The sequence below is a fragment of the Microbacterium binotii genome (genome assembly GCF_021398715.1).
GTDB classification, from domain to species: domain Bacteria; phylum Actinomycetota; class Actinomycetes; order Actinomycetales; family Microbacteriaceae; genus Microbacterium; species Microbacterium binotii_A.
This window is the reverse complement of sequence record NZ_CP090347.1, coordinates 3,117,065-3,138,905: the sequence shown is the minus strand read 5'-3', so window position 1 is coordinate 3,138,905 and position 21,841 is coordinate 3,117,065. Positions and strand designations below refer to the sequence as shown.

Sequence of the window (21,841 nt, the reverse complement as noted above, 5' to 3'; positions counted from 1 at the left end):
TGCACCGTCTCGGTGTGCGGATGCGGGATCAGCTGCGCGAGAGCGCCTCGGACAGCTTCACCCGTGCCCCCATCCGCAGCAGCGAACGGCTGTAGATGCGCGAGCCGACCCAGATCGCCAGGACGCACGTGATCGCGAGCACGACGAGCGAGACCAGCGGCTCCCACCACATCGCGTCGCCCAGGTAGAGCCGCAGCGGCATCGCGACCGGAGCCGAGAACGGCACGTACGACATGATCGTCAGCACGAGCTGGTTGTCGTTGAAGAAGATGACCAGGAAGTAGGGCAGCATCACGAGCATCGTGAGCGGTGCCGTCGTCGAGCCGATGTCCTCCATGCGCGACACCATGGCACCGGCCGCGGCGAACAGCGACGCGAGCAGAATGAAGCCGAGCAGGAAGAAGATCGCGAACCACACGATGGGTCCGCCGAGCCCGGTGAGCACGAGATCCTGCCCCGTCACCGACAACCCGACGATCGCGATCGCCGCCAGCACCACGATCTGACCCATCGCGAGGATCGTGTTGCCGATGACCTTGCCGGCCAGCAGCGCCCGCACCGGGATGGCGGAGATCAAGAGTTCGACGACGCGGGTCTGCTTCTCCTCGACGACCGACTGCGCGATCGTGCCGCCGAAGGTGGAGGCGGCCAGCAGGAACACGATGCCGAATCCGAGGGCCACGAAGTACCGCAGCAGGAAGTCGGTGCTCGAGGGATCGAGCAGGTGCACCGGTGGTGACTGGCTCAGGATCGAGAGCAGCCCGGACGGCAGGTCGTCCTTGCCCACCACCGTGTAGTCGAACGAGCCGGATGCGGTCGCATCCGGGACGTCCGCACTGGGGACGAGAGCCGCCTCCACGGTGCCGTCGGTGACCAGTGCCATCGCGGCGTCGGAGGAGTCCGCATCCGTCACGTCGAGTCCTGAGACACCCGAGACGACGGATGCGGTCGCCGGTGTCACGGCCACCTTGATGCCGCTGGTGTCGCTCGCCGTGAACCCGCCCCAGACGACCGCGCCGAGCGCGAGCACGAAGAGGATGACGGTGGAGATCACGAACGACTTGCTGCGCAGCCGGGAACCGATCTCGCGCTCGGCGACGAGCCAGACGCTCTGCGCGGTGGTGGGAGCTGCGGGGACGTGCGCGTTCATCGGATGACCTCCCGGAAGATCTGGGTGAGGGTGGGGCGCTGCGGCGAGAAGGCGTCGACGTCGCCGGACGCCGCCGCGCGGGAGAGGACGGCGCGGGCCACCTCGGGGGAGGCCTCGAACACGGCCTCGCCGCCGGCGAGCTCGACGACGGTGACCTCGGGCACATCGCGGAGCCAGCCCAGATCGCCGCCGGTGACGAGTTCATAGCGCGGCGAGCTGTACTCGGCGCGCAGCTGCTCCCGGCTGCCCGCCGCGCGGATCGTGCCGCCCGCGATGATGACGAGGTCGTCGCAGAGCCGCTCGACGACGTCGAGCTGGTGCGACGAGAACAGCACGGCGACGCCCGCCGCGGCGCGCTCGGCGAGCACACTGGCGACGACCTCGACCGCGAGCGGGTCGAGGCCCGAGAACGGCTCGTCGAGGATGAGCACTTCGGGCTCGTGCACGAGAGCTGCGGCGATCTGTGCGCGCTGCTGGTTTCCGAGGGAGAGGGTCTCGACCGTGTCGCCGAGGCGCTCGCCGAGTCCGAGGCGATCCAGCAGCTTCTCCGCGTTCGCGGTCGCGGCGGCCTTGCCGTAGCCGTGGAGGCGGGCGAGGTAGGCGATGTGCTCGCCGACCTTCATCTTGGGGTACAGGCCGCGCTCCTCCGGCATGTAGCCGAAGCGGCGGCGGTCCTCGCTCGTGATGGGCGTGCCGTCGATCTCGACCGTCCCCGCATCCGCCGCGAGCACGCCCAACGCGATGCGCATCGTGGTGGTCTTGCCGGCGCCGTTGCCGCCGACGAAGCCGGTGAGCCGGCCACTCTCGACAGTGAACCCGACATCGTCGAGCACCCGGCGTGTGCCGTAGTTCTTTGTTACTCCTGACAGGCGCAGCATGCGTCCTCCTTGGTCCGTGCTCCGACGTTACGTCCGCCGCATCCCCGCGCACCTCCCTCCCCGGACGGGTTCGTGCCCTCCCCCTTCCGGTGGAGCGGCCTTCCCCGGCGGACGTGGCCGAGTGCTGCGACTCCTGCACGACGCGCGGTGCAGGAGTGACCCGGCGGGGAGGATGGGGCGTCCTCGGGGCCGCCCGTCGTGCAGATGTCGTGATACCTGCGGCGAGGACGCCGCAGGGGTCAGGCCAGGCCGTGGCGATGGGCGAGGACGACGGCCTGAACCCGGTCGCGGGCGCCGAGCTTGGCCAGCACGTTGGACACGTGGGTCTTCACCGTCGCCTCGCCGATGTACAGTCGCTCGGCGATCTCACCGTTGGAGAGTGCATCCGCCATGAGACGGAGCACCTCCTCCTCGCGTTCGGTCAGCGGACTCGAGACCGGCAGCGGTTCGGGAGCGGATGCCGCGACCGCGGGGTTCGCGAACCGGGCGATGACGCGCCGGGTGACCTCCGGGGCGAGCAGAGCGTCGCCGGCGGCGACGACCCGCACCGCGGCTGTCAGCTCCTCAGGGCCGGCGTTCTTCAGGAGGAACCCGCTGGCGCCGGCGTCGAGCGCGGCGAATAGGTAGTCGTCGCGGTCGAAGGTCGTCACCACCAGCACGGCGGAGGGGATGTCGGGATCGGCGATGATCCGCCGGGTCGCCTCCAGCCCGTCGAGGTCGGGCATCTGCACATCCATGCAGACGACGTCGGGTCGCAGGGCGCGGGCCTGCGCGATCGCCTCGGCACCGGTGCCCGCCTCGCCGACGACCTCGATGCGATCGTCGAGGGTCAGGATGGTGCGAAAGCCCGCCCGCATCATGGCGTGGTCATCGGCGAGGACGACCCGGATGCGGCCGCTCACCGGGCGTCCGCCGTGACGAGCGGGCTGAGGGGAACGCGAACGCGCACGACGAATCCTCCACTGGATCGGGGTGCCGCCTCGATCGTGCCTCCGGATGCGGCGGCGCGCTCCCGCATCCCTATCAGGCCCATTCCCGGGGTGATCTCGGCCACCGGCCGTCCGGTGTTGGCGACCTCCAGCTCCACCCCTTCGGGGGCGTAGCGCAGGCGCACGTCGGCGCGTGCGCCGGGGCCGGCGTGACGACGGGCGTTGGTGAGCGCCTCCTGCGCGATCCGGTACAGGTTGACCTGGACCGTATCGGGCACGTCGCGCTCCTCTCCGATGATGCGCAGCTGCGAGGCGACCCCCGCCGCGCTCGCCTCGGCGACCAGCTTCTCGAGCCCTTCCAGGCCGACGGATGTCTCCTCGTTGGTGTCGCCGGGGGTTCGAAGCGTCTCGAGCAGATGCCGCAATTCGCTCAGCGCTGAGCGCGCCGATTCCTCCACGCGCGCCAGCGTCTCGCCCGACGCCTGCGGATCCTTGTTCATCATCATGCGTGCCGCGCCCGCCTGCACACCCATGAGGGAGACGTGGTGTGCGACGACGTCGTGCAGCTCGCGGGCGAGCCGCACCCGCTCCAGCGCCACCGCCTGCTCGGCGCTGCGTTCGCGTTCGCGTTCGAGCTCCGCCGTGCGCTCCTCGAGCAGCGCGCGCTGTTGCCTGCTCGCCCAGGTGCGCTCGCCGAAGAAGTACGCGCCGCCGAAGTAGAGGGCGTTGATCAGGAGCGTCAGCAGCATCGAGGCGACATAGGGCGAGAAGGCGCCCGCGCGCGAGACGCCCTCGATCTCGATGTCGCTCGTCGCATCGACGAACATCGTCACCGTCAGCCACACCGCCATCCCGGCGATGATGCCGATGCGCGTCCACATCGCCCGGCGTCGGTTCGGCGACCAGGCGCCCACCGTGTAGATGGCGATGAACATGGCGATGTTGCCCGCGTAGATCTCCGGGACGCGGAGGGTCACGGCGGCGAAGTACGCGGCACAGACGACGACGGCGACCGTGGCCGGCCAGCGTCGGCGGACCGCGAGCGGGACGGCGAGCACGAACGCGTAGACGACGGCGGCGGCCATCGAGCCCTGGTGCTCGCCGTAGATGCCGGCGACGGAGGAGAGCGCAGCGCTGATCAGCGCGCCGATGCACATGGCGGCGGCCAGCAGGAGGTCACCGCGCTGTTGCGCGGGCGTGAGCGGCAGCATCCTCCCAACCTAGAGCGGGCCGTCGGATGCGGCATCCCCCGTCAGACGGAGAGCATTGACGCTCCGGAGTGCCTCTCCCACCGGTGTTCCCCTGTCACAGATCGACGCCGAGGCGTCGATCTGTGACAGGGGAACGGAGGCGGTCAGCCGAAGATCATGGGCCGGTCGTCGTCGTCCTCGTCGCCCGCGAAGTCCAGGTCGACGACGACGGGAACGTGGTCGCTGGGGATCTCGCCCTTGCGCTCGTCGCGGTGGATGGCCGCTCCTGCGACGGCATCCGCGAAGGCGTGCGAGCCGAGGATGAAGTCGATGCGCAGGCCTTCGTTGCGGGGGAAGCGCAGCTGCTTGTAGTCCCAGTACGTGTAGCCGGTGGGCACGAGCGGGCGGACGGTGTCGCTGAGTCCCGCATCCAGCAGGGCGCGGAATGCCTCGCGCTCGGGAGGCGAGACGTGCGTGGTGACGCCCTCGACGACCGTCGGGTCGCCGTTGTCGGCATCGGTCGGGGCGATGTTGAAGTCGCCGACGAGGGCGAGCGGCAGGTCGGGGTTCGCCGCGAGGGTCTCGCGGGTGTAACCCGTCAGGGCTGCGAGCCAGTCGAGCTTGTAGAGGTAGTGCGGATCGTCGAGTCCGCGGCCGTTGGGGACGTACAGGCTCCAGACCCGCACGCCGTCGATGGTCGCGCCGATGGCGCGGGCCTCCTGCGGGAGGTCGGGGCCCTCATGACCCTTGAGGAACCCTGGCATGCCGGGGAAGGCCGTCTCGACCTCGGTGATCGGCTCACGGCTGGCGATCGCGACGCCGTTCCACTGGTTCAGGCCGTGTGCGACGACGTGGTACCCGGCCTCCTCGAAGGCCGCGTAGGGGAACTGCTCCGGCTTGCATTTGATCTCCTGCATGGCCAGCACGTCGATGTTCTCGCGGACGCAGAACTCCACGGTGCGAACGACGCGTGCGCGGATCGAGTTGACGTTCCAGGTGGCCAGGCGCATGCCTCCAGCCTAGAACCCGGGCCCGACGCCGCACGCCGGCGACCGAGGAACAGTACACCTTTGGACTGGTTGTCCACAGTGGCGATTCGCGCCCGCTGACGGCGGGGTATCTTCCTGGCATGCGCACGCCACTTGCCGAGTTGCTCACTCGCGTCGACGAGCTGAACGCTCCGGATTCGCCGTTCGTCTTCCGCGCGGTCGGCGACCGCATCCAGGGCACCTGGGACATCGCCCACGTGCAGTACGTCGCCCTGCTGGGCGCCGGGCAGATCGACGACGCCTACTCCATCGAGGTCACGTTCGACGAGGATGAGGGCACGTTCGACACCGACGAGACGCAGACCACGTCGAAGACGTCCGGAGGGTTCTCGACCGACGGGTCCTTCCACTTCGGCGGGAGCACCTCCAGCTTCAAGGGCAAGCAGTCGCGGATGACCCGCAGCTTCGTCGCCGGCACCCGCGTCACGACACCGGAAGGCGAAGGCACCTCGGCCAGCTGGTCCTTCGACACGGACCGCATCAAGCAGCCCCTGTTCGACTTCCTCACCGCGAACGGCTGGGAGAAGAAGAAGGGGTTCTTCGGCCGTCTCTTCGGCGGCTGATCCCACACGTCCCCTCACCCCGCCGAACCACCGAGAAGGAGCATCATGACCCAGCCCATGCCCCCCATGTCCCAGCCGCCGCAGCAGCCGGTGGCTGCTCCCAACGGCTCCTACCCCGGCAAGACCCTCGGAATCGTGGGCCTGATCGTCTCGTTCTTCGCGAGCCTGATCGGCCTGATCCTCTCGATCGTCGCCTACTCGCAGTCGAAGAAGGCCGGCTACAAGAACACCCCGGCGCTCGTCGGCATCATCCTCGGCGCCGTCTTCCTGGTGATCGGCATCATCGTGGCGATCATCCTCGGCACCGTCTTCGCGGGCCTCATCGCGCAGTGCGCCGACCTCGGGTCGGGAACGCACTACGTCGACGGCGTCACCTACACCTGCTCCTGAGCAGTGCGACCTCGCCTGAGCGCGTTGCGTGCCTCAGGCGAGGTCCATCCCCGGCGCATCGGCCGGTCGGGGCGTGAATCCGTTGCGCTCGTAGAAGGCCGTGCGGCCGCGTGCCGCGAACAGCTGCACATCCGCGACGCCGCGTCGCCGTGACTCCTCGACGAGAGCGGCGAGGATGAGCGCCCCCGCGCCGCCTCCCCGCGCCTCGGTCGCCACGATGAGCTCGGTGACGAAGGCGTGCAGCACGCCGTCGCTGATCAGGCGCCCCATGCCGACGAGCACGCCCGCGTCGTCGCGCGCGCAGCACACGACCCAGCTGCCGGCCAGCGCGGCGGCCAGTTCCTGGGCCGTGCGCTCGCCCCATCCGGTGCTCGCGTAGAGCGCCGCGAACTCGTCGGCCGTGGGCGGTGTCATGGTGAGCTGCACCATCGGACGGTATCGCGCTGGCGGTTAGTCCCGGCGCGCGCCGTGACGGATGCGGTGCGCCGCGGCGTAGCCTGCGCCCATGACGGTGCCTCGTGCGCTCCGCGTCACCCTCCTCGTCGTGGCGTGGTTCAACCTCGCCTCGGCGCTGGCGGGGATGATCGGGCTGACCGCGGGCGGTGGGATGGGGTTGCCTCTCGAATGGCTCGACGGCACCCCGTTCGCCACGTACTTCTGGCCCGGCATCATCCTCGGTGTCGTCGTCGGGGGGATGCAGGCGCTCGCCGTCGTCGCACAGCACCGGCGATACGCCCTGGCCTGGGGGCTGCAGGCGGCGGCTGGTCTCGTGATGATGATCTGGATCTTCGTCGAGCTGGCGATGCTGCTGGTCTGGTCGCCGCTGCACGGCATCTACTTCGCCACCGGACTTCTGCAGACCGTGCTCGCGGTGCTCGCCCTCGGCGCGTGGCCGCGGCCGTTCCTGGCGCGCACGCCCGCGGTGCGCATCCGCTCGCGCCCCTAGACTCGACGGTGTGACCGCCGCATCCACTTCCGAGCTCGAATCCGACCGCCAGGCGCTCATCGCGCTGATCGGCGCCGAGGCCGTCTTCCACGGCGACTTCACCCTCTCGAGCGGTAAGAAGGCGTCGTACTACGTCGACATGCGCAAGCTGACGCTCGACCACCGGGCGGCTCCCGCGATCGGGCGCATCATGCTGGATCTGATCCGCGACGTGGACGGCGTGGTTGCCGTCGGGGGCCTCACCCTCGGCGCGGATCCCATCGCCAACGCGGTCATGCACGAGTCGGTGCACGCGGGCACGCCCCTCGACGCGTTCGTCGTGCGCAAGGAGCCCAAGGACCACGGCCGCGGTCGCCAGATCGAGGGCGCGGATGTGGCGGGCAAGCGCGTCGTGGTCGTCGAAGACACCTCCACGACCGGCCAGTCCGCGCTGAAGGCCGTCGAGGCGTTGCGCCGCGAGGGTGCCGAGCCCGTCGCCGTCGCCGTGATCGTCGACCGCAAGACCGGAGCCCAGGCCGCGGTCGAAGCCGAGGGGCTGCAGTGGCTGGCCGCGATCGACCTCGACGATCTGGGTCTTCCGGCTCAGTGATGGCTGCCGCCCGCATCCGCAATTCAGGAGATCTGCGTTCTGCAGGACGGATGCGGCGCGATCGTCCTGTTCACGGGATTTCTCCTGCAGGGCGGTGCTGACCGTGGACGATCGCACCCTCATGCTGCTGGTCGCGCTGGTCATCACGGCGGGCGCGCTGGTGACGTTCGTCCTGCAGCTCATCCGGTTCCTGCGCCGCGAGCGTGACGATCGAGAGCGCGACGACAGGGAGCCGCGCGACGACTGACGCGTGGCTCAGCTGTGGATAATCTCTGCGCGGCCTGTGCGCCTCGTGGCACCCTTCCGGGACACCCCTCGGAAAGGACACACGCATGAAGAAGCGCACTCGACTGGCCGCCGGTCTCCTCGCTGCCGCGACCCTGACCGGAGCCGGCGCCGCAGCGGCCGCCCCGGCGTTCGCCGATGAGACCGTGGTGCTGCACGGCTTCCCCACGAAGGGCATCTGCCAGATCGCCGAGCAGGTCACCGGTTGGGCCATCAACGCGACGGGTGGCGAGGTGTTCGCCGGCGATGCCTGCGCCTACTGGGGCCCCGACAAGCTCTACGGCTTCAGCATCACCTACCGCTGATCTCGCCTCACGCGTCCCCGCATCGTCCTCGGGATGGTGCGGGGACGCGCGCGTTCAGATGCCCTCGGGCATCTCCGACTCGACGGGCTCGGGGGCGATGAGCTCGGCGACGGAGGTGAGCACCTCGTCGGGGCGGAAGGGGTAGCGCTCGATCTCCGCCGGGTCGCTGATGCCGGTCATGACGAGCACGGTGTGCAGACCCGCCTCGATGCCGGCGACGACGTCGGTGTCCATGCGGTCGCCGATCATGCCGGTGTTCTCGGAGTGCGCGCCGATGCGGTTGAGGGCGGAGCGGAACATCATCGGATTCGGCTTGCCGACCACGTACGGCTCCTTGCCAGTGGCCTTCGTGATCATGGCGGCGAACGACCCTGTCGCCGGAACGATGCCGTTCGGGGTGGGCCCGGTCGCATCCGGGTTGGTGACGATGAACCGCGCACCCGCGTTGATGAAGCGGATGGCCTGGGTGATCGCCTCGAACGAGTACTGGCGCGTCTCGCCGACGACGACGTAGTCGGGCTGCGTCTCGGTCATGACGACGCCCGCCTCGTGCAGCGCGGTCGTGAGCCCCGCCTCGCCGATGACGAAGGCCGAGCTGCCGGGCATCTGCGACTTCAGGAACTCCGCTGTCGCGAGCGCCGAGGTCCAGATGCGCTCCTCGGGCACGTCGAGCCCGGAACGCTTCAGGCGCGCGCTCAGATCGCGAGGGGTGAAGATCGGGTTGTTCGTGAGCACCAGGAAGGGCGTGCCGGTGTCGCGCCATTGCGCGAGCAGCTCTGCCGCCCCCGGGATCGCCTGGTTGTCGTGCACCAGCACGCCGTCCATGTCGGTCAGCCAGCATTCGATGTCATCGCGCGTGCGCATGGCCTCAGCCTAGGGCTCCCGCGGACGGTATCCGAGCCTGCGGGGGCAGGTCATAGCGGCGTCTGAGGGGCGGCCAGGCTACCCGGCGGTGACGGACCGCTCAAGAGTGCAGGGGGCGCCTCGCGCAGCGCACTAGGGTCGTACCCGTGAGCGCTCGCGACGCGGATTGGGATCCGCACCGGTTGCCGGACCTGACGGGCCGGACCTACCTGGTGACGGGCTCGAACGCGGGCCTCGGGTACTTCGCCAGCGAGCAGCTCGTGAACGCCGGAGCGCGCGTCATCATGACCGGGCGCAACCCCAACAGGCTCGCCGCCGCCCGTGCCGCCGTGTCGGCCCGCCTGCCGCACGCGACCGGCACCGCCGAGACGCTCCTGTTGGACACGAGCAACCTCGGCTCGGTGCGCGCGGCGGCCGCCACCGTCCGCCAGCGCGGCCGCCTCGACGGCCTGCTGCTGAACGCGGGGATCGTTCATCCGCCCGCCCAGCGCGAGACCACGCGAGACGGCAACGAACTCGTGCTCGCCACCAATGCGCTCGGCCACTTCGCCCTGGCGGGCGCGCTGCTGACCACGCTCGCCGCCCGTCGCGGACGAATGGTGTGGCTCGGCAGCATGTCGACCTCGATCTCGAAGTACGACCCCACCGATCCGCAGCTCGTCGAGCGCTACTCGCCGTGGCGCGCGTACGTGCAGTCGAAGGCCGTCACCACGGTGGTCGGCCTCGAGGCGGACCGGCGGCTGCGCGAGGCGCGCGTGCCCGTGACGAGCGTGATCGCCCACCCCGGCTACTCGACGAGCGGCCGCACGGTCGGCATCCGCGGGGTCAACGAGCCCTCGCGCTGGGGTCGGTTCCTCGACAACCTGCAAGCGCCAATCACGCAGTCGAAGGAGCACGGCGCCTGGCCGCTGGTGCGCGCCCTCGTCGACCCCGATGTTGAGGGCGGGCAGATGTGGGGGCCAGGTCGCGTCGTCGCCGGGCCGCCGCGCGCCGCACAGCCGACGGCGTTCCTGCGGGAGCCGGCGATCGGCGAGCGGCTGTGGCTCATGTGCGAGGCGGCCACGCGGATGCGGTGGCCATTCGAGGCAGCCCGGCGCTGAGCGCGGCGGGCGCTGCATCCACTCGCGTCAGGCGGAGAGCCAGATCGCGTCGTGCGCCGCGGGAGGGATGCTGATCTCTGTGCCGTCCACGCGGACGCGGAGGTCTGGAGCGGACTCGAGCACCTCCACGCGGTGGTCGACGTCCAGGCCGCGGCGTTCGAGCTCGCGCAGCAGGTCGGGGTCGCGGTCGTTGACCCGCAGGACGCGGCCCACGTGCCCCGCCTGCGCGTCGGCGAGCAGCACGAACGGCACACGCTCGACCTGACCCAGCGCGTCGGGGATGGCGTCGCCGTGGGGATCGAAGCGCGGGCGTCCGAGGCGTTCGTCGATGCGATCGAGCAGTCGGTCGCTGAGCGCGTGCTCGAGGATCTCGGCCTCGTCGTGCACCTCGTCCCAGGTGTAGCCGTACTCGCGCACGAGCCACGTCTCGACGAGGCGGTGGCGACGCACGATCGCCGCCGCACGCGCGAGGCCCTTCTCGGTCAGCGTGATCGGGCCGTACCGGCGATGGCTCACAAGGCCCGCCGCGGCGAGCTTCTGCACCATCTCGGTGACGCTCGACGGCGCGAGCCCCAGCTGCTGCGCGAGCTGCGACGGCGTGATCCGCTCGTCCTGCCATTCCGTGTGCTGGTACACGACCTTCAGGTAGTCGTCGACGGCTGCGGATGTGGGCACCCCGTCAGGCTACCCGCCCGTGATCACGAGCCAGATGAGCAGTGCGTTCAGAACAACCAGGAACACGGATGCGGCCGCTCCGGCGACCGTCGTGGCGATCCGGTTGCGGTACCGGCCGAGCAGGCTGCGCTGCGCCGTCAACCAGACCAGGGGGATGAGGGCGAAAGGGATGCCGAAGGAGAGGACGACCTGGCTGAGCACGAGGGCGAGCGTCGGGTCGAGGCCGAGTCCCAGGATCACCAGGGCCGGGATGATGGTGACGAGCCGCCGAGCCAGCAGCGGCACGCGCACGTGCAGCAGCCCCTTCATGATCTCGGAGCCGGCGTAGGCGCCGACCGAGCTGGAGGCCAGTCCGCTGGCGAGCAGGCCCACGGCGAAGAGCGTGGCGATGACGGGCCCGAGTCCCGCCGACAGGGCCGCGTACGCGCCCTCGAGAGAGTCGGTGCCGGGAACCCCGGCGAGGCTGGATGCGGCGAGCAGCAGCATGATGAGATTCGTCGTGCCGGCGACGGCCATGGCGATCGTGACGTCCCACCGCGTGGCGCGCAGGAGGCGACGCTCGCGATCGGCGGGTGCGGAATCCGTCAGCGGGAAGCGGTCGCGCGCCAGCGAGGAGTGCGCGTAGATCGCGTGCGGCATGACGGTCGCGCCCAGGATGGATGCGGCCAGCAGGACAGAGTCGGTGCCCTCGAAGCGCGGCACCAGGCCCTGCACCAGGCCGCCCGCATCCGGCGGCGAGAAGATGATCCCGGTGCAGAAACCGATCACGATCACGATGAGCATCGTGATGACGACGGTCTCGAACGCGCGGGCGCCGCGGCGCGACTGCACCGTCAGCACGGCCATCGACACGACGCCGGTGATGACGCCACCCCACAGGAGGGGAATGCCGAAGAGGAGGTTGAGCGCGACAGCGCCGCCGATCACCTCCGCCACATCCGTCGCCATCGCCACGAGCTCGGCCTGCAGCCAATACAGCCGCCGGGCCCACGGGCGGCGGATGCGGTGGCCGAGGAGGTCGGGCAGGCTCTGGCCGGTGACGATCCCGAGCTTCGCGGACAGGTACTGGATCAGCCACGCCATGAGGTTGCCGAGCACGACGACCCACACGAGCAGGTAGCCGAACGTCGCGCCGGCGGTCATGTTCGCGGCGACATTCCCCGGATCGAGATAGGCCACCCCGGCGACGAGCGCCGGCCCCAGCAGCCACGCCATCCGACGCGCAGGCGCCTGGACGGGCGCGAGGGTCAGTGTTTTCGGCATGCCGAAACCGTATCTCATTTTTCGGGTCACCGAAAAGGGCTGTTCCGCAGGGTGAGAAGCGTGCGCGGGCGCGGCTAGCCTGGGTGGATGACGGATGCGGGCGAGCCGGAGGACACCACCGCGGACACCGCTCCCGAGCACGGCGTCGGGCCCTGGGAGGGGCCGTGGCCCGACGAGGCGCACCTCGATCCCGACCTGCTCGCCACGGGGGATCGCCGCAACGTGATCGATCGCTACCGCTACTGGCGGATGGAGGCGATCGTCGCCGATCTCGACGCGCATCGGCACGGCTTCCACGTGGCGATCGAGAACTGGCAGCACGACATGAACATCGGCTCGATCGTCCGCAGCGCCAACGCCTTCGCCGCCGCGGAAGTGCACATCATCGGTCGCCGCCGCTGGAACAAGCGCGGCGCCATGGTCACCGACCGCTATCAGCACGTGCGCCATCACGACGACGTCGCAGCGTTCGCGGAATGGGCGGCGGCCGAGCATCTCCCCGTCATCGCCGTCGACAACGTGCCCGGCTCCGTCCCCGTGCAGGATGCGGAGCTCCCCGAGCGCTGCGTGCTCGTGTTCGGTCAGGAGGGGCCGGGGCTCTCGCCGGAGGCGGTGGCGGCCGCATCCGGCGTCGTGGAGATCTCGCAGTACGGGTCGACGCGCTCGATCAACGCCGCCGCTGCCGCCGCTGTCGTGATGTACGAGTGGTGTCGTCGCTGGGCGCGCTGAGGCGCATACGCTCCCGCAACATCACCTGACGTGGACTGTTCCTCCCAAACCCCGGAGGACACATGTCGCACACGCACATCTCACCCGCCCGCCTCGCCGCCGCCGTCGCGGCCGTCGCGGGCGTGGCGCTGCTGACGCTCGCTCCCTGGGCCATCGTCCATCCGCTGCGGGGACGCGTCGTCTGGCTGCTGCAGTATCTCGCCGAGCCCGTCCTGACGTGGCTTCCGGGTGGGCCGGATCAGGTGCTCAACACCCTGTTGTTCATCCCCGTGGGCGCGACCCTCGCGCTGCTGCTGCCCCGCCGGGCGTGGCCCGTCGGGATCATCGCCGGATTCGCGTTGTCGGCGCTCGTGGAGATCGCGCAGGAGGCGATCCCCGGCCGTGTGCCGGATGCCGGCGACGTGCTGTGGAACACCTGCGGCGGCGCGATCGGTGTGATCGTGGTGACGCTCGTCCGCGCGGCCGGAGCGGCTCAGCGCGGCAGGTGAACCGTGATCTGCAGCCCGCCGGTGGGTCGCGCCGCCACGGCCAGCGTCGCCCCGTGCGCGCGCACGATCGAGGCGACGATCGCGAGTCCCAGACCCGCCCCGGAACGGCCGTGTGCCCCGCGGGTGCGGCCGGCGCCGCGTACGAAGGGCTCGGTGAGGGTCGCGGCGACCTCGGGGGTCAGCTGCTCGCCGCCGTTCTCGACGATCAGCGTGCCCTCCCGCACGCGCACCAGCATCCATCCGTCATCGACGTTGTGCACGACGGCGTTGCGCAGGAGGTTGGCGGCGAGTCTGAGCAGGAGTGCCTCATCGGCGGTGACGACGGACGCCCGAAGGTCGGTGTCGACGCGGATGCAGGCGGCGTCCGCATCCGGGCGGACGTCCGCGAGCGCCGTTTCGACGACCGCCGCCAGGTCCACCCGCTGCAGGGCGAGGGGCGTGCCGCGGCCCACCCGTGCGAGCGCGAGCAGCGCCTCCGTCGCCTCGATCGCGCGGTCGTTCGTCGCGCCGATGCGGGCGAGAGTCGTGTCGATGTCGCGTCCGGCGGGATCCGCCTGCGCCACCTCGACGAGCGTGCGGATCACGGCGTGCGGGGTGCGCAGTTCGTGTGACGCGTTCGCGGCGAACCGGCGCTCCTCGTCGAGGGTGCGCTCGATGCGGTCGAGCATCGCGTCGAGGGTGTCGGCGAGCTCGGTCAGCTCGTCGCGGCGTCCGGGCAGCGCCACTCGGTGGTCGAGGCGGCCATCGCGCACGAGGGCGACCGCATCCGTCATGCGCTTGAGCGGACGCAGCACGATCCCCGCGAGGATCCAGCCGCCGACGAGCCCGAACAGGACGAGCGCGATGATCGCCCAGACGGCGTAGCGGGTGAAGACCTCGAGCAGGTCGGCGCGGTTCGGTGCCCAGTCGCCGTCCATGCCGAACAGGGCGCCCTGGGGCACGAAGCGCAGCACGAGAAGCCCGACCGCGACCAATGCGCCGCCCGCGACGATGAGGAAGCCCGCGTAGCTGAGCGCGAGCTTCAGGCGCATCGAGACCCCGACGCCGCGGCGCGTCACGGCAGCATCCGGTAACCGACGCCGGGCACCGTCTCGATGACCCACGGTTCGCCGAGACGCTTGCGCAGCGTGGAGATCGTGATCCGCACGGCGTTCGTGAACGGGTCCGCGTTCTCGTCCCACGCCCGCTCCAGCAGGTCCTCCGCGCTGACGACACCGCCCTCGGCGCTCATCAGCACGTCGAGCACCGCGAACTGCTTGCGGGTGAGGGCGACGTAGCGTCCGTCGCGGAACACCTCGCGTCGGAACCGATCCAGCGTCACGCCCGCGCGCTCGGCCGTGGGAGGCGCTCCCGCGGCCGGACGGCGCCCCAGCGCGCGCAACCGCAGCACGAGCTCGCGCAGGGCGAACGGTTTGGTGAGGTAATCGTCCGCGCCGCTCGCGAAGCCCGTCTCCTTGTCGTCGAGTCGGTCGGCGGCGGTGAGCATGAGGATGCGCGGAGCCGTGGCTTCGGCCGTGAGACGGCGGGCGATCTCGTCGCCGTTGGGGCCGGGGATGTCGCGGTCGAGCACGACGACGTCGTAGGCGTTGACCGCGAGCTGCTCGAGCGCCATGTCGCCGTCGCCGGCGACGTCCGCGGCGATCGCCTCGAGACGCAGCCCGTCGCGGATCGCTTCGGCGAGGAACAACTCGTCCTCGACGATCAGCACCCGCATGCGGCGAGTCTAGGTGGGAGCACATATCGCGGACATATCCGATTGTGCTGACGCTGTGATAACACGGCGACGCGTGGGATGTGGGCATGCACAGTTCCGTCGCACCCGCATCCGTCATCGCTCCGGCGCGGTCCCACCGGCTCGTGTTCGCCGTCCTCGCTCTGGTCGCCGCGATCCTGCTCGCTGCGCTCGCCGGCGTGTGGTTGCGTGCCGTGCTCACCACGGACGGGTCGTTCGTGCCCGACGAGGCGAGCGGCCTCATCCGGGGCGACCAGGCCGTCACCGTCGCCGACGATCACCTGCCCGCCATCGCCGGGCTCGACGCGGGGCTACGCGATGCGATGCGCGCCGCCACGGCCGACGCGGCGGGGGACGGAGTGGCGCTGCTGATCTCCAGCGGATGGCGCAGTGAGGCGTACCAGCGGTGGCTTCTCGGCGACGCCATCCGTTATTACGGCGATGAGGCGACCGCGCGTCGGTTCGTCGCGACCCCGGAGGCCTCGCAACATGTGACGGGCGACGCCGTCGACATCGGGCCCCTCGACGCGCAGCTCTGGCTCGGGGAGCACGGCGCCGCGTACGGCCTGTGCCAGACCTACGCCAACGAACGCTGGCACTTCGAGTTGGCGACCACTCCCGGCGGCACCTGCCCCGACATGCGCGCGGATGCCACATCCTGACGTGGGGGGCATGACGGTGCAGGTGCCGCCCGGGTTCGACGCGCCGGCCAGGTGCGTGGGCGCGCTGGTTCCACTGGGGCGGGATGCCTTGCCGCCGAGCGAGTATTCGATCGCCGAACGAGCACCCGATTCGATGCTCGCTCGATGATTGGATGCTCACTCGGTGAGAATCGCCGGGTCCCCGCATCCGGTCTCGTCCTCTGCGTGTCTCAGTTGTGCAGGCATGCCGCTCTCCTCACGTGCATGTGTGAGACGCGCAGCGGTGGGTCGGACGTGCGTGTCTCACTTGTGCACGGATAGGCCCGCGCGAGGGTGGACGTCTGAGACACGCAGGGCACGGGAGCCCGGGCGACGCACGGCGCGGGAGCCGAGACACGCAGGGCATGGGAGCCCGGGCGGCGCACGGCACGGGAGCCGAGACACGCAGGGCGCGGGAGCCCGGGCGACGCACGGCGCCGCTGCGGGGATGCCGGAACACCCGCAGCGCGGGCTCAGGCGGGGATGCGCATCCAGGCGCCGGTGCGCACGCGCCAGCCGAGGGTGACCGCGCGCGCCAGCATGTAGACCCCGAAGAACGCGACGGCGAGCCAGGCCAGGCCCGCAGCCCCCGCGGTGCCGACCCACAGCACCACGAGCAGCGCGGGCACGAACGGCACCAGGTTGGCGAGTCCCGCGAGGGCGAGGTACTTGCCGTCACCGGCGCCGATGAGCACGCCGTCGAGCACGAAGACGACGCCGCAGAGCGGCTGCGCGATGGCGAGCACGATCAGCGCGGGCTGCACGAGCGCGGCGATGGCCGCATCCGAGGTGAAGACGAGTCCGATCACGCCCGAGAAGCCGCCGATCAGCGCCCCGACGATCACGCCGAACCACACGCCCCAGGCGACCGTGCGGCCCAGCACGCGGCGTACGAAGGCGGGGTCGTCCTCGCCGAGCCCGCGGCCCACGAGGGCCTGCGCCGCGATCGCGAGCGCGTCCAGGGCGAACGCTGCGGTCGAGAAGATCGTGAACGCCACCTGCCAGCCGGCGAGCTCGAGGGTGCCGAGCGCCGTCGCCACGGCGACCGTCGCGAGCAGGGCCGCGCGCAACGAGACGGTGCGCACGAACATCCAGCCACCGCTGCGCGCGGCGCCCGACACGCTGTCGCGCCGCGGACGGATGGATGCGTCGTGCCGCCGCGCCAGGCGTCCCACCACCAGCGCGTACACGGCCACCATGCCCCACTGCGCCACGACGGTTCCGACCGCGGAGCCGGCGATGCCCCACCCGAACCCGTAGATGAACAGCCAGTTCAGCCCGGCGTTGGCGGTGAAGCCGGCGCCAGCGATCCAGAGCGGTGTCACGGTGTCCTGCATCCCCCGCAGCAGACCCGTCGCCGCGAACACGATCAGCATCGCCGGCAGGCCCCACATCGAGATGCCCAGGTAGGCCTCCGCCTCCGCCGCGACGTCGGCGGCGGGGGCGAACAGACCCACGAGCGTGGGGGTCGTGAGGTATCCGGCCACGGCGAGGATGAAGCCGAGGCCCAAGGCCAGCCACATCCCGTCGATCCCCGCCGTCACCGCCGAGCCGTGCTGCCCCGCACCGAAGCGCCGTGCCACCGCGGGGGTCGTCGAATAGGCGAGGAACACCATGAGCCCGACGATCGTCTGCAGCACGGCCGATGCGATGCCGAGGCCCGCGAGCGGCACGACGCCGAGGTGACCGATCATCGCGGCGTCGATGATGAGGAACAGCGGCTCCGCGATGAGCGCGCCGAGCGCGGGCACCGCGAGGTTCAGGATCTGCCGATTGAGTGTCGCCGCCACCCCTCGACCCTATTGACCCGCACCGACGCGCCGCATCCGCTCTCCTCTCCTCCCGCGAGACTGCATCTTTCGCACGAGATCACTGTCATTACCCGTGATCTCGTGCTCGAAATGCAGTCTCGCGGGGTCTGAGGGAGGGATGCGGCGGCACGTCGCGGCGGCTGGAGCCTCCACTCAGCGGCGCGGCATATCCTGTGCGCATGACCGACTCCCCCCGTTCCGGTCTCGCGCTCGACGAGCTGAGCAACGAGATCCGCCCGCAGGACGACCTGTTCCGCTACGTCAACGGCGAATGGATCGCCCGGACCGAGATCCCCGAGGACAAGGCGCGCTGGGGCTCGTTCCACCTTCTCGCCGAGCAGGCGGAGAAGGACGTCCGCGCCATCATCCTCGAGTCGCAGGATGCGGAGCCCGGCACCGAGGCGCGCAAGATCGGCGACCTGTACACGAGCTTCATGGACACCGAGCGCATCGCCGAGCGCGGCACCGAGCCGCTCGCCGATCAGCTGGCGCGTGTGGATGCGGTCGGCGATGTCGCCTCGCTCCTCCGGCTCGTGGGGGAGCTGGAGCGCGACGGCGTCGGCGGCATCGTCGAGCTGTACGTCGAGCCCGATCCCGGCAACCCGCAGCGCTATCTGCCCTTCTTCATCCAGGGCGGTCTGTCGATGCCGGACGAGAGCTACTACCGCCTCGACTCCTTCGAGGAGACCCGTCAGGCGCTGCGCCAGCACATCGAGCGCATCCTGACGCTCGCCGACGTCGCGGATGCGGCGGACGCCGCGGAACGCGTGGTGGCGTTGGAGACCGAGCTGGCCTCGCACCACTGGGACAACGTCCGCAGCCGCGATGCCGTGGCGACCTACAACCTCAAGACGTGGGACGAGGTCGTCGCGCTGGCCGGCGTGGACCTCGCGCCTTGGCTCGAGGGCGTCGCCCCGCACCATCCGGATGCGTTCGCCGAGATCGTCGTCTCGCAGCCGAGCTTCATCGAGGCGCTCGGGACGGTGCTCACCGAGCTGCGCCTCGATGATTGGAAGGCGTGGCTGCGCTTCAAGATCGTGCACGCCGCCGCCGCGTTCCTGCCCGAGTCCTTCGTCGACGAGAACTTCTCGTTCTACGGCACCCAGCTCACCGGCGTCCCGGTCAACCGCGAGCGCTGGAAGCGCGCCGTCGGCCTGGTCGAGGCGGCGCTGGGCGAGGTCGTCGGCAAGGTCTACGTCGAGCGGCACTTCCCCCCGGCGGCCAAGACCGCGATGGACGAGCTGGTCGCCAACCTCATCGAGGCGTACCGCCAGTCGATCTCACAGCTGGAGTGGATGAGCCCCGAGACCCGCGAGCGGGCGCTCGCCAAACTCGACGCCTTCACGCCGAAGATCGGCTACCCGGTGAAGTGGAAGGACTACTCGGGTCTCGAGCTCGACCCCGCCGACCTCGTCGGCAACGTCCGCCGGGCGCACGTGCACGAGCACGATCGCCAGCTGGGCAAGGTCGGGCAGCCGATCGATCGCGACGAGTGGTACATGACGCCGCAGACGGTCAACGCCTACTACAACCCGCTCATGAACGAGATCGTGTTCCCCGCTGCGATCCTGCAGTATCCGTTCTTCGACGAGACCCGGGATGCGGCCGCGAACTACGGCGGCATCGGCGCGGTCATCGGTCACGAGATCGGGCACGGGTTCGACGACCAGGGAAGCCGCTTCGACGGCGACGGGTCGCTGCGCGACTGGTGGACGGATGCGGACCGCGAGGCCTTCGAGCAGCGCACGAAGAACCTCATCGCCCAGTACGACGCTCTCGTCCCGCAGGGGCTGCCGGAGGAGAACCACGTCAACGGAGCGCTGACGATCGGTGAGAACATCGGCGACCTCGGCGGTCTCGGCATCGCGATCCGTGCGTACCGGCTGTCGCTGGGGGACGCGGAGGATCCGGTCATCGACGGGATGACCGGCATCCAGCGACTCCTGCTCAGCTGGGCGCAGATCTGGCAGCAGAAGAGCCGTGACGCGGAGGCGGTCCGTCTGCTGACGATCGATCCGCATTCGCCGAACGAGTTCCGCTGCAACCAGATCGTGCGCAACATCGATGCGTTCTACGAGGCGTTCGATGTCACCGAGGGCGACGCGCTGTGGCTCGACGCCGACCAGCGCGTCACCATCTGGTAACTGAGCCGTGACCCGCCGGGCGTAGTCTCGCCCGCATCCCCGATGCCCGAACCGGTAGGAAGGACCTGCGCCGTGCCCAGCTCCCCCGAGGCCTCTCGCGGAACGGAATCGGCGCCGCCCTCGCGGCGGGGAGCGAAGCGCCTTCCGCGCCGCGCCGCCGCGGGACGGCGTTCGTTCACCTCGACCCTGAAGGCTCTGGACGCGCTCGCCGCATCGGGGGCGCAGGTCTCGGTGCGCATCGACGACCTCGACCTCGGTTCGGCGGTGCTCGCCGGCGACGACTTCCGCAGCCTTCCGATCGCGGGGCTCGGGGTGGTGCCGCTCCTCGTGGAGACCGCCGCGCAGTTCGAGGCGGGCACACTGAACCCGCTGGAGATCATCGACCGGGCGGGCATCGAACCCGTGGCCGTATCGGGTGTCTGGCAGCACCTGAAGGCGCCCGCGCTGCCGCTCATCGATGTGGCGCTGCTCGCGGCTTCGTCGGGCGACGCCCTCGCCGCGAACGCGCTGATGTCGCGGGTGGGGCTTCCCGCGGTGCGCGCTCGCGTCGAGCAGCTCGGGCTCACCCGATCCGCCCTCATGGACAGCTTCCGCGATACGCGCGGGCCCGACGATGCGCCGCACGTGGCGCTGGGTGCGGCCCGCGAGTACGCCCACCTCTTCGCCGAGCTCGTGAACAGCACTGCGGTCAGCGCCGGGGTCAGCGCGCAGGTCGCCGAATGGCTGAGCCACGGCCATGACCTTTCGCTCGTGGCCGCCGCCACCGGGCTCGATCCGTTCGCGCACGACAACGACGAGCACGGACTGCTGTTCGTCAACAAGACCGGGCGGGCATCCGGCATCCGCACGGAGGCGGGTGTGCTCGCCGGACCCCGTGCCGGCGTCGCCTACGCGCTGTTCGTGTGCTTCGACGACCTCTCCATCGCACACCGGCTGCGGGTGCACGACGCCTTCCGCGTGCTCGGCGTGGAGCTCATGGAATACGTGTACTGATCCTCACGCGCGTCGACGTGCCCGACGCGCGACGAAGGCCGCGAGAATTCCCACGCCCAGCAACCCGAGGCCTCCGAACGCGAAGGGAAGCGGGTCGACGCCGCTGTGGGCGAGCTCCGTGACCGCCGGCGTGGACGCGGGCGTCGGCGTGGGGCTGCCGGGCAGCGGAGCGAGGGTCCACTCTGCGGTGAGGGTCAGATCACCCGTGAGAGGCGTCGCGAAGTCGTACGCGGCGCCCGCGGCGCGCCATCCGCTGAAGGTGAAGCCGTCGCGGACGGGATCGGCGGGACGCGTCGCGGTGGCTCCCGCATCCAGCACGACCGACTGGGCGTCGATGGCGTCACCGCCGGCGGTGTCGAAGGCGACGGTGGCCACCGCGGTGGTGGGCAGGTCGTTCCAGGTCGGCTCTGTGTAGCCCCCCGCGAAGCGGGCCTCGCCGAATCGCCAGGGGTACAGCGCAGTGGCCGGCGGCGTGACCGCGATCGTGCCGAAGGTGGTGGGCGGCGGACCGAGCAGTTCGAGGACCGCGAGCGGATTGTCGCCGAAGGGCGCGAAGCCCAGGCTCGTGACGGTGGAGGGAAGCGTCACCCGTTCGAGCTGGTTCTGCGAGAACGCGAAGCTGCCGATGCTGGTGAGTCCCTCGTTGAGCGTGACGATGCTGATCGGGTTGAGCGCGAACGCCTGATCGCCGACGGTGCGCATGGAGGCGGGGAGCGTCAGCGAGGTCAGCGCGTTGCTCTGGAAGGCCGCGAACCCGATGTCCGTGAGGGAGTCCGGCAGGCTCAGCGAGGTCAGCGCCGTACCGCCGGTACGGTCGAACGCGCTGTCCCCCACGGCCGTGACCGTGTAGGTGACGCCGTCGACCGTGATCTGCCGCGGGATGACGACGGCGGAGGTGGGGCTCGCCTGCCCGGTGACCGTGGCGGTGTCGGCTCCCAGTGCATAGGTCAAGCCGTCGACCTCGGTGTCGGCGGCGGATGCGGAGGGCGCAGCGGAGAGCAGCAGTGCGGCGGCGAGGGCGCCGGCAGCCACTCCCTGGAGTGCGCGCGGGAGGCGCCGGGAAGCGGGGCGTCGTGTGTCGGGCATGG

General features: G+C 70.5%; 25 protein-coding genes. 12 read left to right on the top strand and 13 right to left on the bottom strand.

Features of this window, described 5'->3' with window-relative positions; translation table 11 throughout:
* Positions 1–28 precede the first annotated feature (28 nt).
* From LXM64_RS15215 to LXM64_RS15195, 5 genes are all read right to left on the bottom strand, one after another.
* The gene (locus tag LXM64_RS15215) at positions 29–1,150 is read right to left on the bottom strand and encodes an ABC transporter permease (protein ID WP_234073950.1); all 1,122 of its coding nucleotides are present in this window, start codon (positions 1,148–1,150) and stop codon (positions 29–31) included.
* On the bottom strand, positions 1,147–2,028 hold the full coding sequence (locus LXM64_RS15210) for an ABC transporter ATP-binding protein (protein WP_234073949.1): 882 nt from the start codon (positions 2,026–2,028) through the stop codon (positions 1,147–1,149). The genes LXM64_RS15215 and LXM64_RS15210 overlap by 4 nt, the downstream gene beginning before the upstream one ends.
* Before the next feature lie 239 nt (positions 2,029–2,267).
* A complete protein-coding gene (locus LXM64_RS15205) occupies positions 2,268–2,930 on the bottom strand; it encodes a response regulator (RefSeq protein ID WP_234073948.1) in 663 nt (220 codons plus the stop codon).
* Positions 2,927–4,168: a sensor histidine kinase gene (locus LXM64_RS15200; protein WP_234073947.1), complete on the bottom strand. Its 1,242-nt coding sequence runs from the start codon at positions 4,166–4,168 to the stop codon at positions 2,927–2,929. Before LXM64_RS15200 ends, LXM64_RS15205 begins: the two co-directional genes overlap by 4 nt.
* Positions 4,169–4,311: 143 nt before the next feature.
* Complete coding sequence (locus LXM64_RS15195; RefSeq protein ID WP_137418661.1) at positions 4,312–5,157, bottom strand: exodeoxyribonuclease III; 846 nt, start codon at positions 5,155–5,157, stop codon at positions 4,312–4,314.
* 119 nt (positions 5,158–5,276) lie between these two features.
* Here LXM64_RS15195 and LXM64_RS15190 point away from each other — a divergent pair, with 119 nt between their 5' ends.
* Both LXM64_RS15190 and LXM64_RS15185 read left to right on the top strand, forming a co-directional pair.
* Positions 5,277–5,759 carry a hypothetical protein gene (locus LXM64_RS15190; protein ID WP_234073946.1) on the top strand — a complete coding sequence of 161 codons (483 nt, stop codon included), beginning with the start codon at positions 5,277–5,279 and terminating at the stop codon, positions 5,757–5,759.
* Between the two features lie 45 nt (positions 5,760–5,804).
* Positions 5,805–6,149, top strand: a complete 345-nt coding sequence (locus LXM64_RS15185; RefSeq protein WP_234073945.1) for a DUF4190 domain-containing protein — start codon at positions 5,805–5,807, stop codon at positions 6,147–6,149.
* 33 nt (positions 6,150–6,182) lie between these two features.
* Here LXM64_RS15185 and LXM64_RS15180 read toward each other — a convergent pair whose 3' ends face one another.
* Positions 6,183–6,578, bottom strand: a complete 396-nt coding sequence (locus LXM64_RS15180) for a GNAT family N-acetyltransferase (RefSeq protein ID WP_234073944.1) — start codon at positions 6,576–6,578, stop codon at positions 6,183–6,185.
* A gap of 76 nt (positions 6,579–6,654) precedes the next feature.
* Between LXM64_RS15180 and LXM64_RS15175 the strand changes: the two genes are divergently transcribed.
* From LXM64_RS15175 to LXM64_RS15160, 4 genes are all read left to right on the top strand, one after another.
* Positions 6,655–7,095: a hypothetical protein gene (locus LXM64_RS15175; RefSeq protein ID WP_234073943.1), complete on the top strand. Its 441-nt coding sequence runs from the start codon at positions 6,655–6,657 to the stop codon at positions 7,093–7,095.
* A gap of 10 nt (positions 7,096–7,105) precedes the next feature.
* The gene (pyrE, locus tag LXM64_RS15170) at positions 7,106–7,684 is read left to right on the top strand and encodes an orotate phosphoribosyltransferase (RefSeq protein ID WP_234073942.1); all 579 of its coding nucleotides are present in this window, start codon (positions 7,106–7,108) and stop codon (positions 7,682–7,684) included.
* A gap of 103 nt (positions 7,685–7,787) precedes the next feature.
* Positions 7,788–7,931 (top strand): hypothetical protein, encoded by a 144-nt coding sequence (locus tag LXM64_RS15165; RefSeq protein WP_161594119.1) that lies wholly within the window; start codon positions 7,788–7,790, stop codon positions 7,929–7,931.
* An 85-nt stretch (positions 7,932–8,016) separates the two neighbouring features.
* Positions 8,017–8,274 carry a hypothetical protein gene (locus LXM64_RS15160; RefSeq protein ID WP_234073941.1) on the top strand — a complete coding sequence of 86 codons (258 nt, stop codon included), beginning with the start codon at positions 8,017–8,019 and terminating at the stop codon, positions 8,272–8,274.
* Positions 8,275–8,328: 54 nt separating this feature from the next.
* Here LXM64_RS15160 and LXM64_RS15155 read toward each other — a convergent pair whose 3' ends face one another.
* Positions 8,329–9,138, bottom strand: coding sequence for an HAD-IIA family hydrolase (locus LXM64_RS15155; RefSeq protein ID WP_137418668.1), 810 nt, complete (start codon positions 9,136–9,138; stop codon positions 8,329–8,331).
* A gap of 146 nt (positions 9,139–9,284) precedes the next feature.
* Here LXM64_RS15155 and LXM64_RS15150 point away from each other — a divergent pair, with 146 nt between their 5' ends.
* On the top strand, positions 9,285–10,238 hold the full coding sequence (locus LXM64_RS15150; protein WP_234073940.1) for an SDR family NAD(P)-dependent oxidoreductase: 954 nt from the start codon (positions 9,285–9,287) through the stop codon (positions 10,236–10,238).
* 27 nt (positions 10,239–10,265) lie between these two features.
* Here LXM64_RS15150 and LXM64_RS15145 read toward each other — a convergent pair whose 3' ends face one another.
* Both LXM64_RS15145 and LXM64_RS15140 read right to left on the bottom strand, forming a co-directional pair.
* Positions 10,266–10,913 (bottom strand): metal-dependent transcriptional regulator, encoded by a 648-nt coding sequence (locus LXM64_RS15145; RefSeq protein WP_234073939.1) that lies wholly within the window; start codon positions 10,911–10,913, stop codon positions 10,266–10,268.
* 9 nt (positions 10,914–10,922) lie between these two features.
* The gene (locus LXM64_RS15140; protein WP_234073938.1) at positions 10,923–12,176 is read right to left on the bottom strand and encodes an Nramp family divalent metal transporter; all 1,254 of its coding nucleotides are present in this window, start codon (positions 12,174–12,176) and stop codon (positions 10,923–10,925) included.
* An 87-nt stretch (positions 12,177–12,263) separates the two neighbouring features.
* Here LXM64_RS15140 and LXM64_RS15135 point away from each other — a divergent pair, with 87 nt between their 5' ends.
* Together LXM64_RS15135 and LXM64_RS15130 are read left to right on the top strand one after the other, a co-directional pair.
* Positions 12,264–12,905, top strand: a complete 642-nt coding sequence (locus LXM64_RS15135; RefSeq protein WP_234073937.1) for a TrmH family RNA methyltransferase — start codon at positions 12,264–12,266, stop codon at positions 12,903–12,905.
* A 62-nt stretch (positions 12,906–12,967) separates the two neighbouring features.
* Positions 12,968–13,393 carry a VanZ family protein gene (locus tag LXM64_RS15130; protein WP_234073936.1) on the top strand — a complete coding sequence of 142 codons (426 nt, stop codon included), beginning with the start codon at positions 12,968–12,970 and terminating at the stop codon, positions 13,391–13,393.
* Here LXM64_RS15130 and LXM64_RS15125 read toward each other — a convergent pair.
* Together LXM64_RS15125 and LXM64_RS15120 are read right to left on the bottom strand one after the other, a co-directional pair.
* Positions 13,378–14,451, bottom strand: a complete 1,074-nt coding sequence (locus LXM64_RS15125) for a sensor histidine kinase (protein WP_234073935.1) — start codon at positions 14,449–14,451, stop codon at positions 13,378–13,380. The genes LXM64_RS15130 and LXM64_RS15125 overlap by 16 nt on opposite strands.
* Entirely contained in the window at positions 14,448–15,107 is a 660-nt protein-coding gene (locus LXM64_RS15120; protein WP_234073934.1) for a response regulator transcription factor, read from the bottom strand. Before LXM64_RS15120 ends, LXM64_RS15125 begins: the two co-directional genes overlap by 4 nt.
* Positions 15,108–15,193: 86 nt before the next feature.
* Between LXM64_RS15120 and LXM64_RS15115 the strand changes: the two genes are divergently transcribed.
* Positions 15,194–15,787 carry a M15 family metallopeptidase gene (locus LXM64_RS15115; protein ID WP_234073933.1) on the top strand — a complete coding sequence of 198 codons (594 nt, stop codon included), beginning with the start codon at positions 15,194–15,196 and terminating at the stop codon, positions 15,785–15,787.
* Between the two features lie 491 nt (positions 15,788–16,278).
* On the opposite strand, the gene LXM64_RS15110 is transcribed toward LXM64_RS15115, so the two are convergent.
* Entirely contained in the window at positions 16,279–17,595 is a 1,317-nt protein-coding gene (locus tag LXM64_RS15110) for an MATE family efflux transporter (protein ID WP_234073932.1), read from the bottom strand.
* A gap of 200 nt (positions 17,596–17,795) precedes the next feature.
* Here LXM64_RS15110 and LXM64_RS15105 point away from each other — a divergent pair, with 200 nt between their 5' ends.
* Both LXM64_RS15105 and LXM64_RS15100 read left to right on the top strand, forming a co-directional pair.
* A complete protein-coding gene (locus LXM64_RS15105) occupies positions 17,796–19,760 on the top strand; it encodes a M13 family metallopeptidase (RefSeq protein ID WP_234073931.1) in 1,965 nt (654 codons plus the stop codon).
* A gap of 72 nt (positions 19,761–19,832) precedes the next feature.
* Positions 19,833–20,753: a serine hydrolase gene (locus LXM64_RS15100; protein ID WP_234073930.1), complete on the top strand. Its 921-nt coding sequence runs from the start codon at positions 19,833–19,835 to the stop codon at positions 20,751–20,753.
* A 3-nt stretch (positions 20,754–20,756) separates the two neighbouring features.
* Here LXM64_RS15100 and LXM64_RS15095 read toward each other — a convergent pair whose 3' ends face one another.
* Positions 20,757–21,839, bottom strand: a complete 1,083-nt coding sequence (locus LXM64_RS15095; protein WP_234073929.1) for a leucine-rich repeat protein — start codon at positions 21,837–21,839, stop codon at positions 20,757–20,759.
* Positions 21,840–21,841 lie beyond the last annotated feature (2 nt).

Bases quoted from the DNA above. Each gene is read 5' to 3' on its own strand.
- LXM64_RS15215 (WP_234073950.1), bottom strand. From the start codon at position 1,150: ATGAACGCGCACGTCCCCGCAGCTCCCACCACCGCGCAGAGCGTCTGG.
- LXM64_RS15210 (WP_234073949.1), bottom strand. From the start codon at position 2,028: ATGCTGCGCCTGTCAGGAGTAACAAAGAACTACGGCACACGCCGGGTG.
- LXM64_RS15200 (WP_234073947.1), bottom strand. From the start codon at position 4,168: ATGCTGCCGCTCACGCCCGCGCAACAGCGCGGTGACCTCCTGCTGGCC.
- LXM64_RS15195 (WP_137418661.1), bottom strand. From the start codon at position 5,157: ATGCGCCTGGCCACCTGGAACGTCAACTCGATCCGCGCACGCGTCGTT.
- LXM64_RS15190 (WP_234073946.1), top strand. From the start codon at position 5,277: ATGCGCACGCCACTTGCCGAGTTGCTCACTCGCGTCGACGAGCTGAAC.
- LXM64_RS15185 (WP_234073945.1), top strand. From the start codon at position 5,805: ATGACCCAGCCCATGCCCCCCATGTCCCAGCCGCCGCAGCAGCCGGTG.
- LXM64_RS15180 (WP_234073944.1), bottom strand. From the start codon at position 6,578: ATGGTGCAGCTCACCATGACACCGCCCACGGCCGACGAGTTCGCGGCG.
- LXM64_RS15175 (WP_234073943.1), top strand. From the start codon at position 6,655: ATGACGGTGCCTCGTGCGCTCCGCGTCACCCTCCTCGTCGTGGCGTGG.
- LXM64_RS15160 (WP_234073941.1), top strand. From the start codon at position 8,017: ATGAAGAAGCGCACTCGACTGGCCGCCGGTCTCCTCGCTGCCGCGACC.
- LXM64_RS15155 (WP_137418668.1), bottom strand. From the start codon at position 9,138: ATGCGCACGCGCGATGACATCGAATGCTGGCTGACCGACATGGACGGC.
- LXM64_RS15140 (WP_234073938.1), bottom strand. From the start codon at position 12,176: ATGCCGAAAACACTGACCCTCGCGCCCGTCCAGGCGCCTGCGCGTCGG.
- LXM64_RS15135 (WP_234073937.1), top strand. From the start codon at position 12,264: ATGACGGATGCGGGCGAGCCGGAGGACACCACCGCGGACACCGCTCCC.
- LXM64_RS15130 (WP_234073936.1), top strand. From the start codon at position 12,968: ATGTCGCACACGCACATCTCACCCGCCCGCCTCGCCGCCGCCGTCGCG.
- LXM64_RS15120 (WP_234073934.1), bottom strand. From the start codon at position 15,107: ATGCGGGTGCTGATCGTCGAGGACGAGTTGTTCCTCGCCGAAGCGATC.
- LXM64_RS15115 (WP_234073933.1), top strand. From the start codon at position 15,194: ATGCACAGTTCCGTCGCACCCGCATCCGTCATCGCTCCGGCGCGGTCC.
- LXM64_RS15105 (WP_234073931.1), top strand. From the start codon at position 17,796: ATGACCGACTCCCCCCGTTCCGGTCTCGCGCTCGACGAGCTGAGCAAC.
- LXM64_RS15095 (WP_234073929.1), bottom strand. From the start codon at position 21,839: ATGCCCGACACACGACGCCCCGCTTCCCGGCGCCTCCCGCGCGCACTC.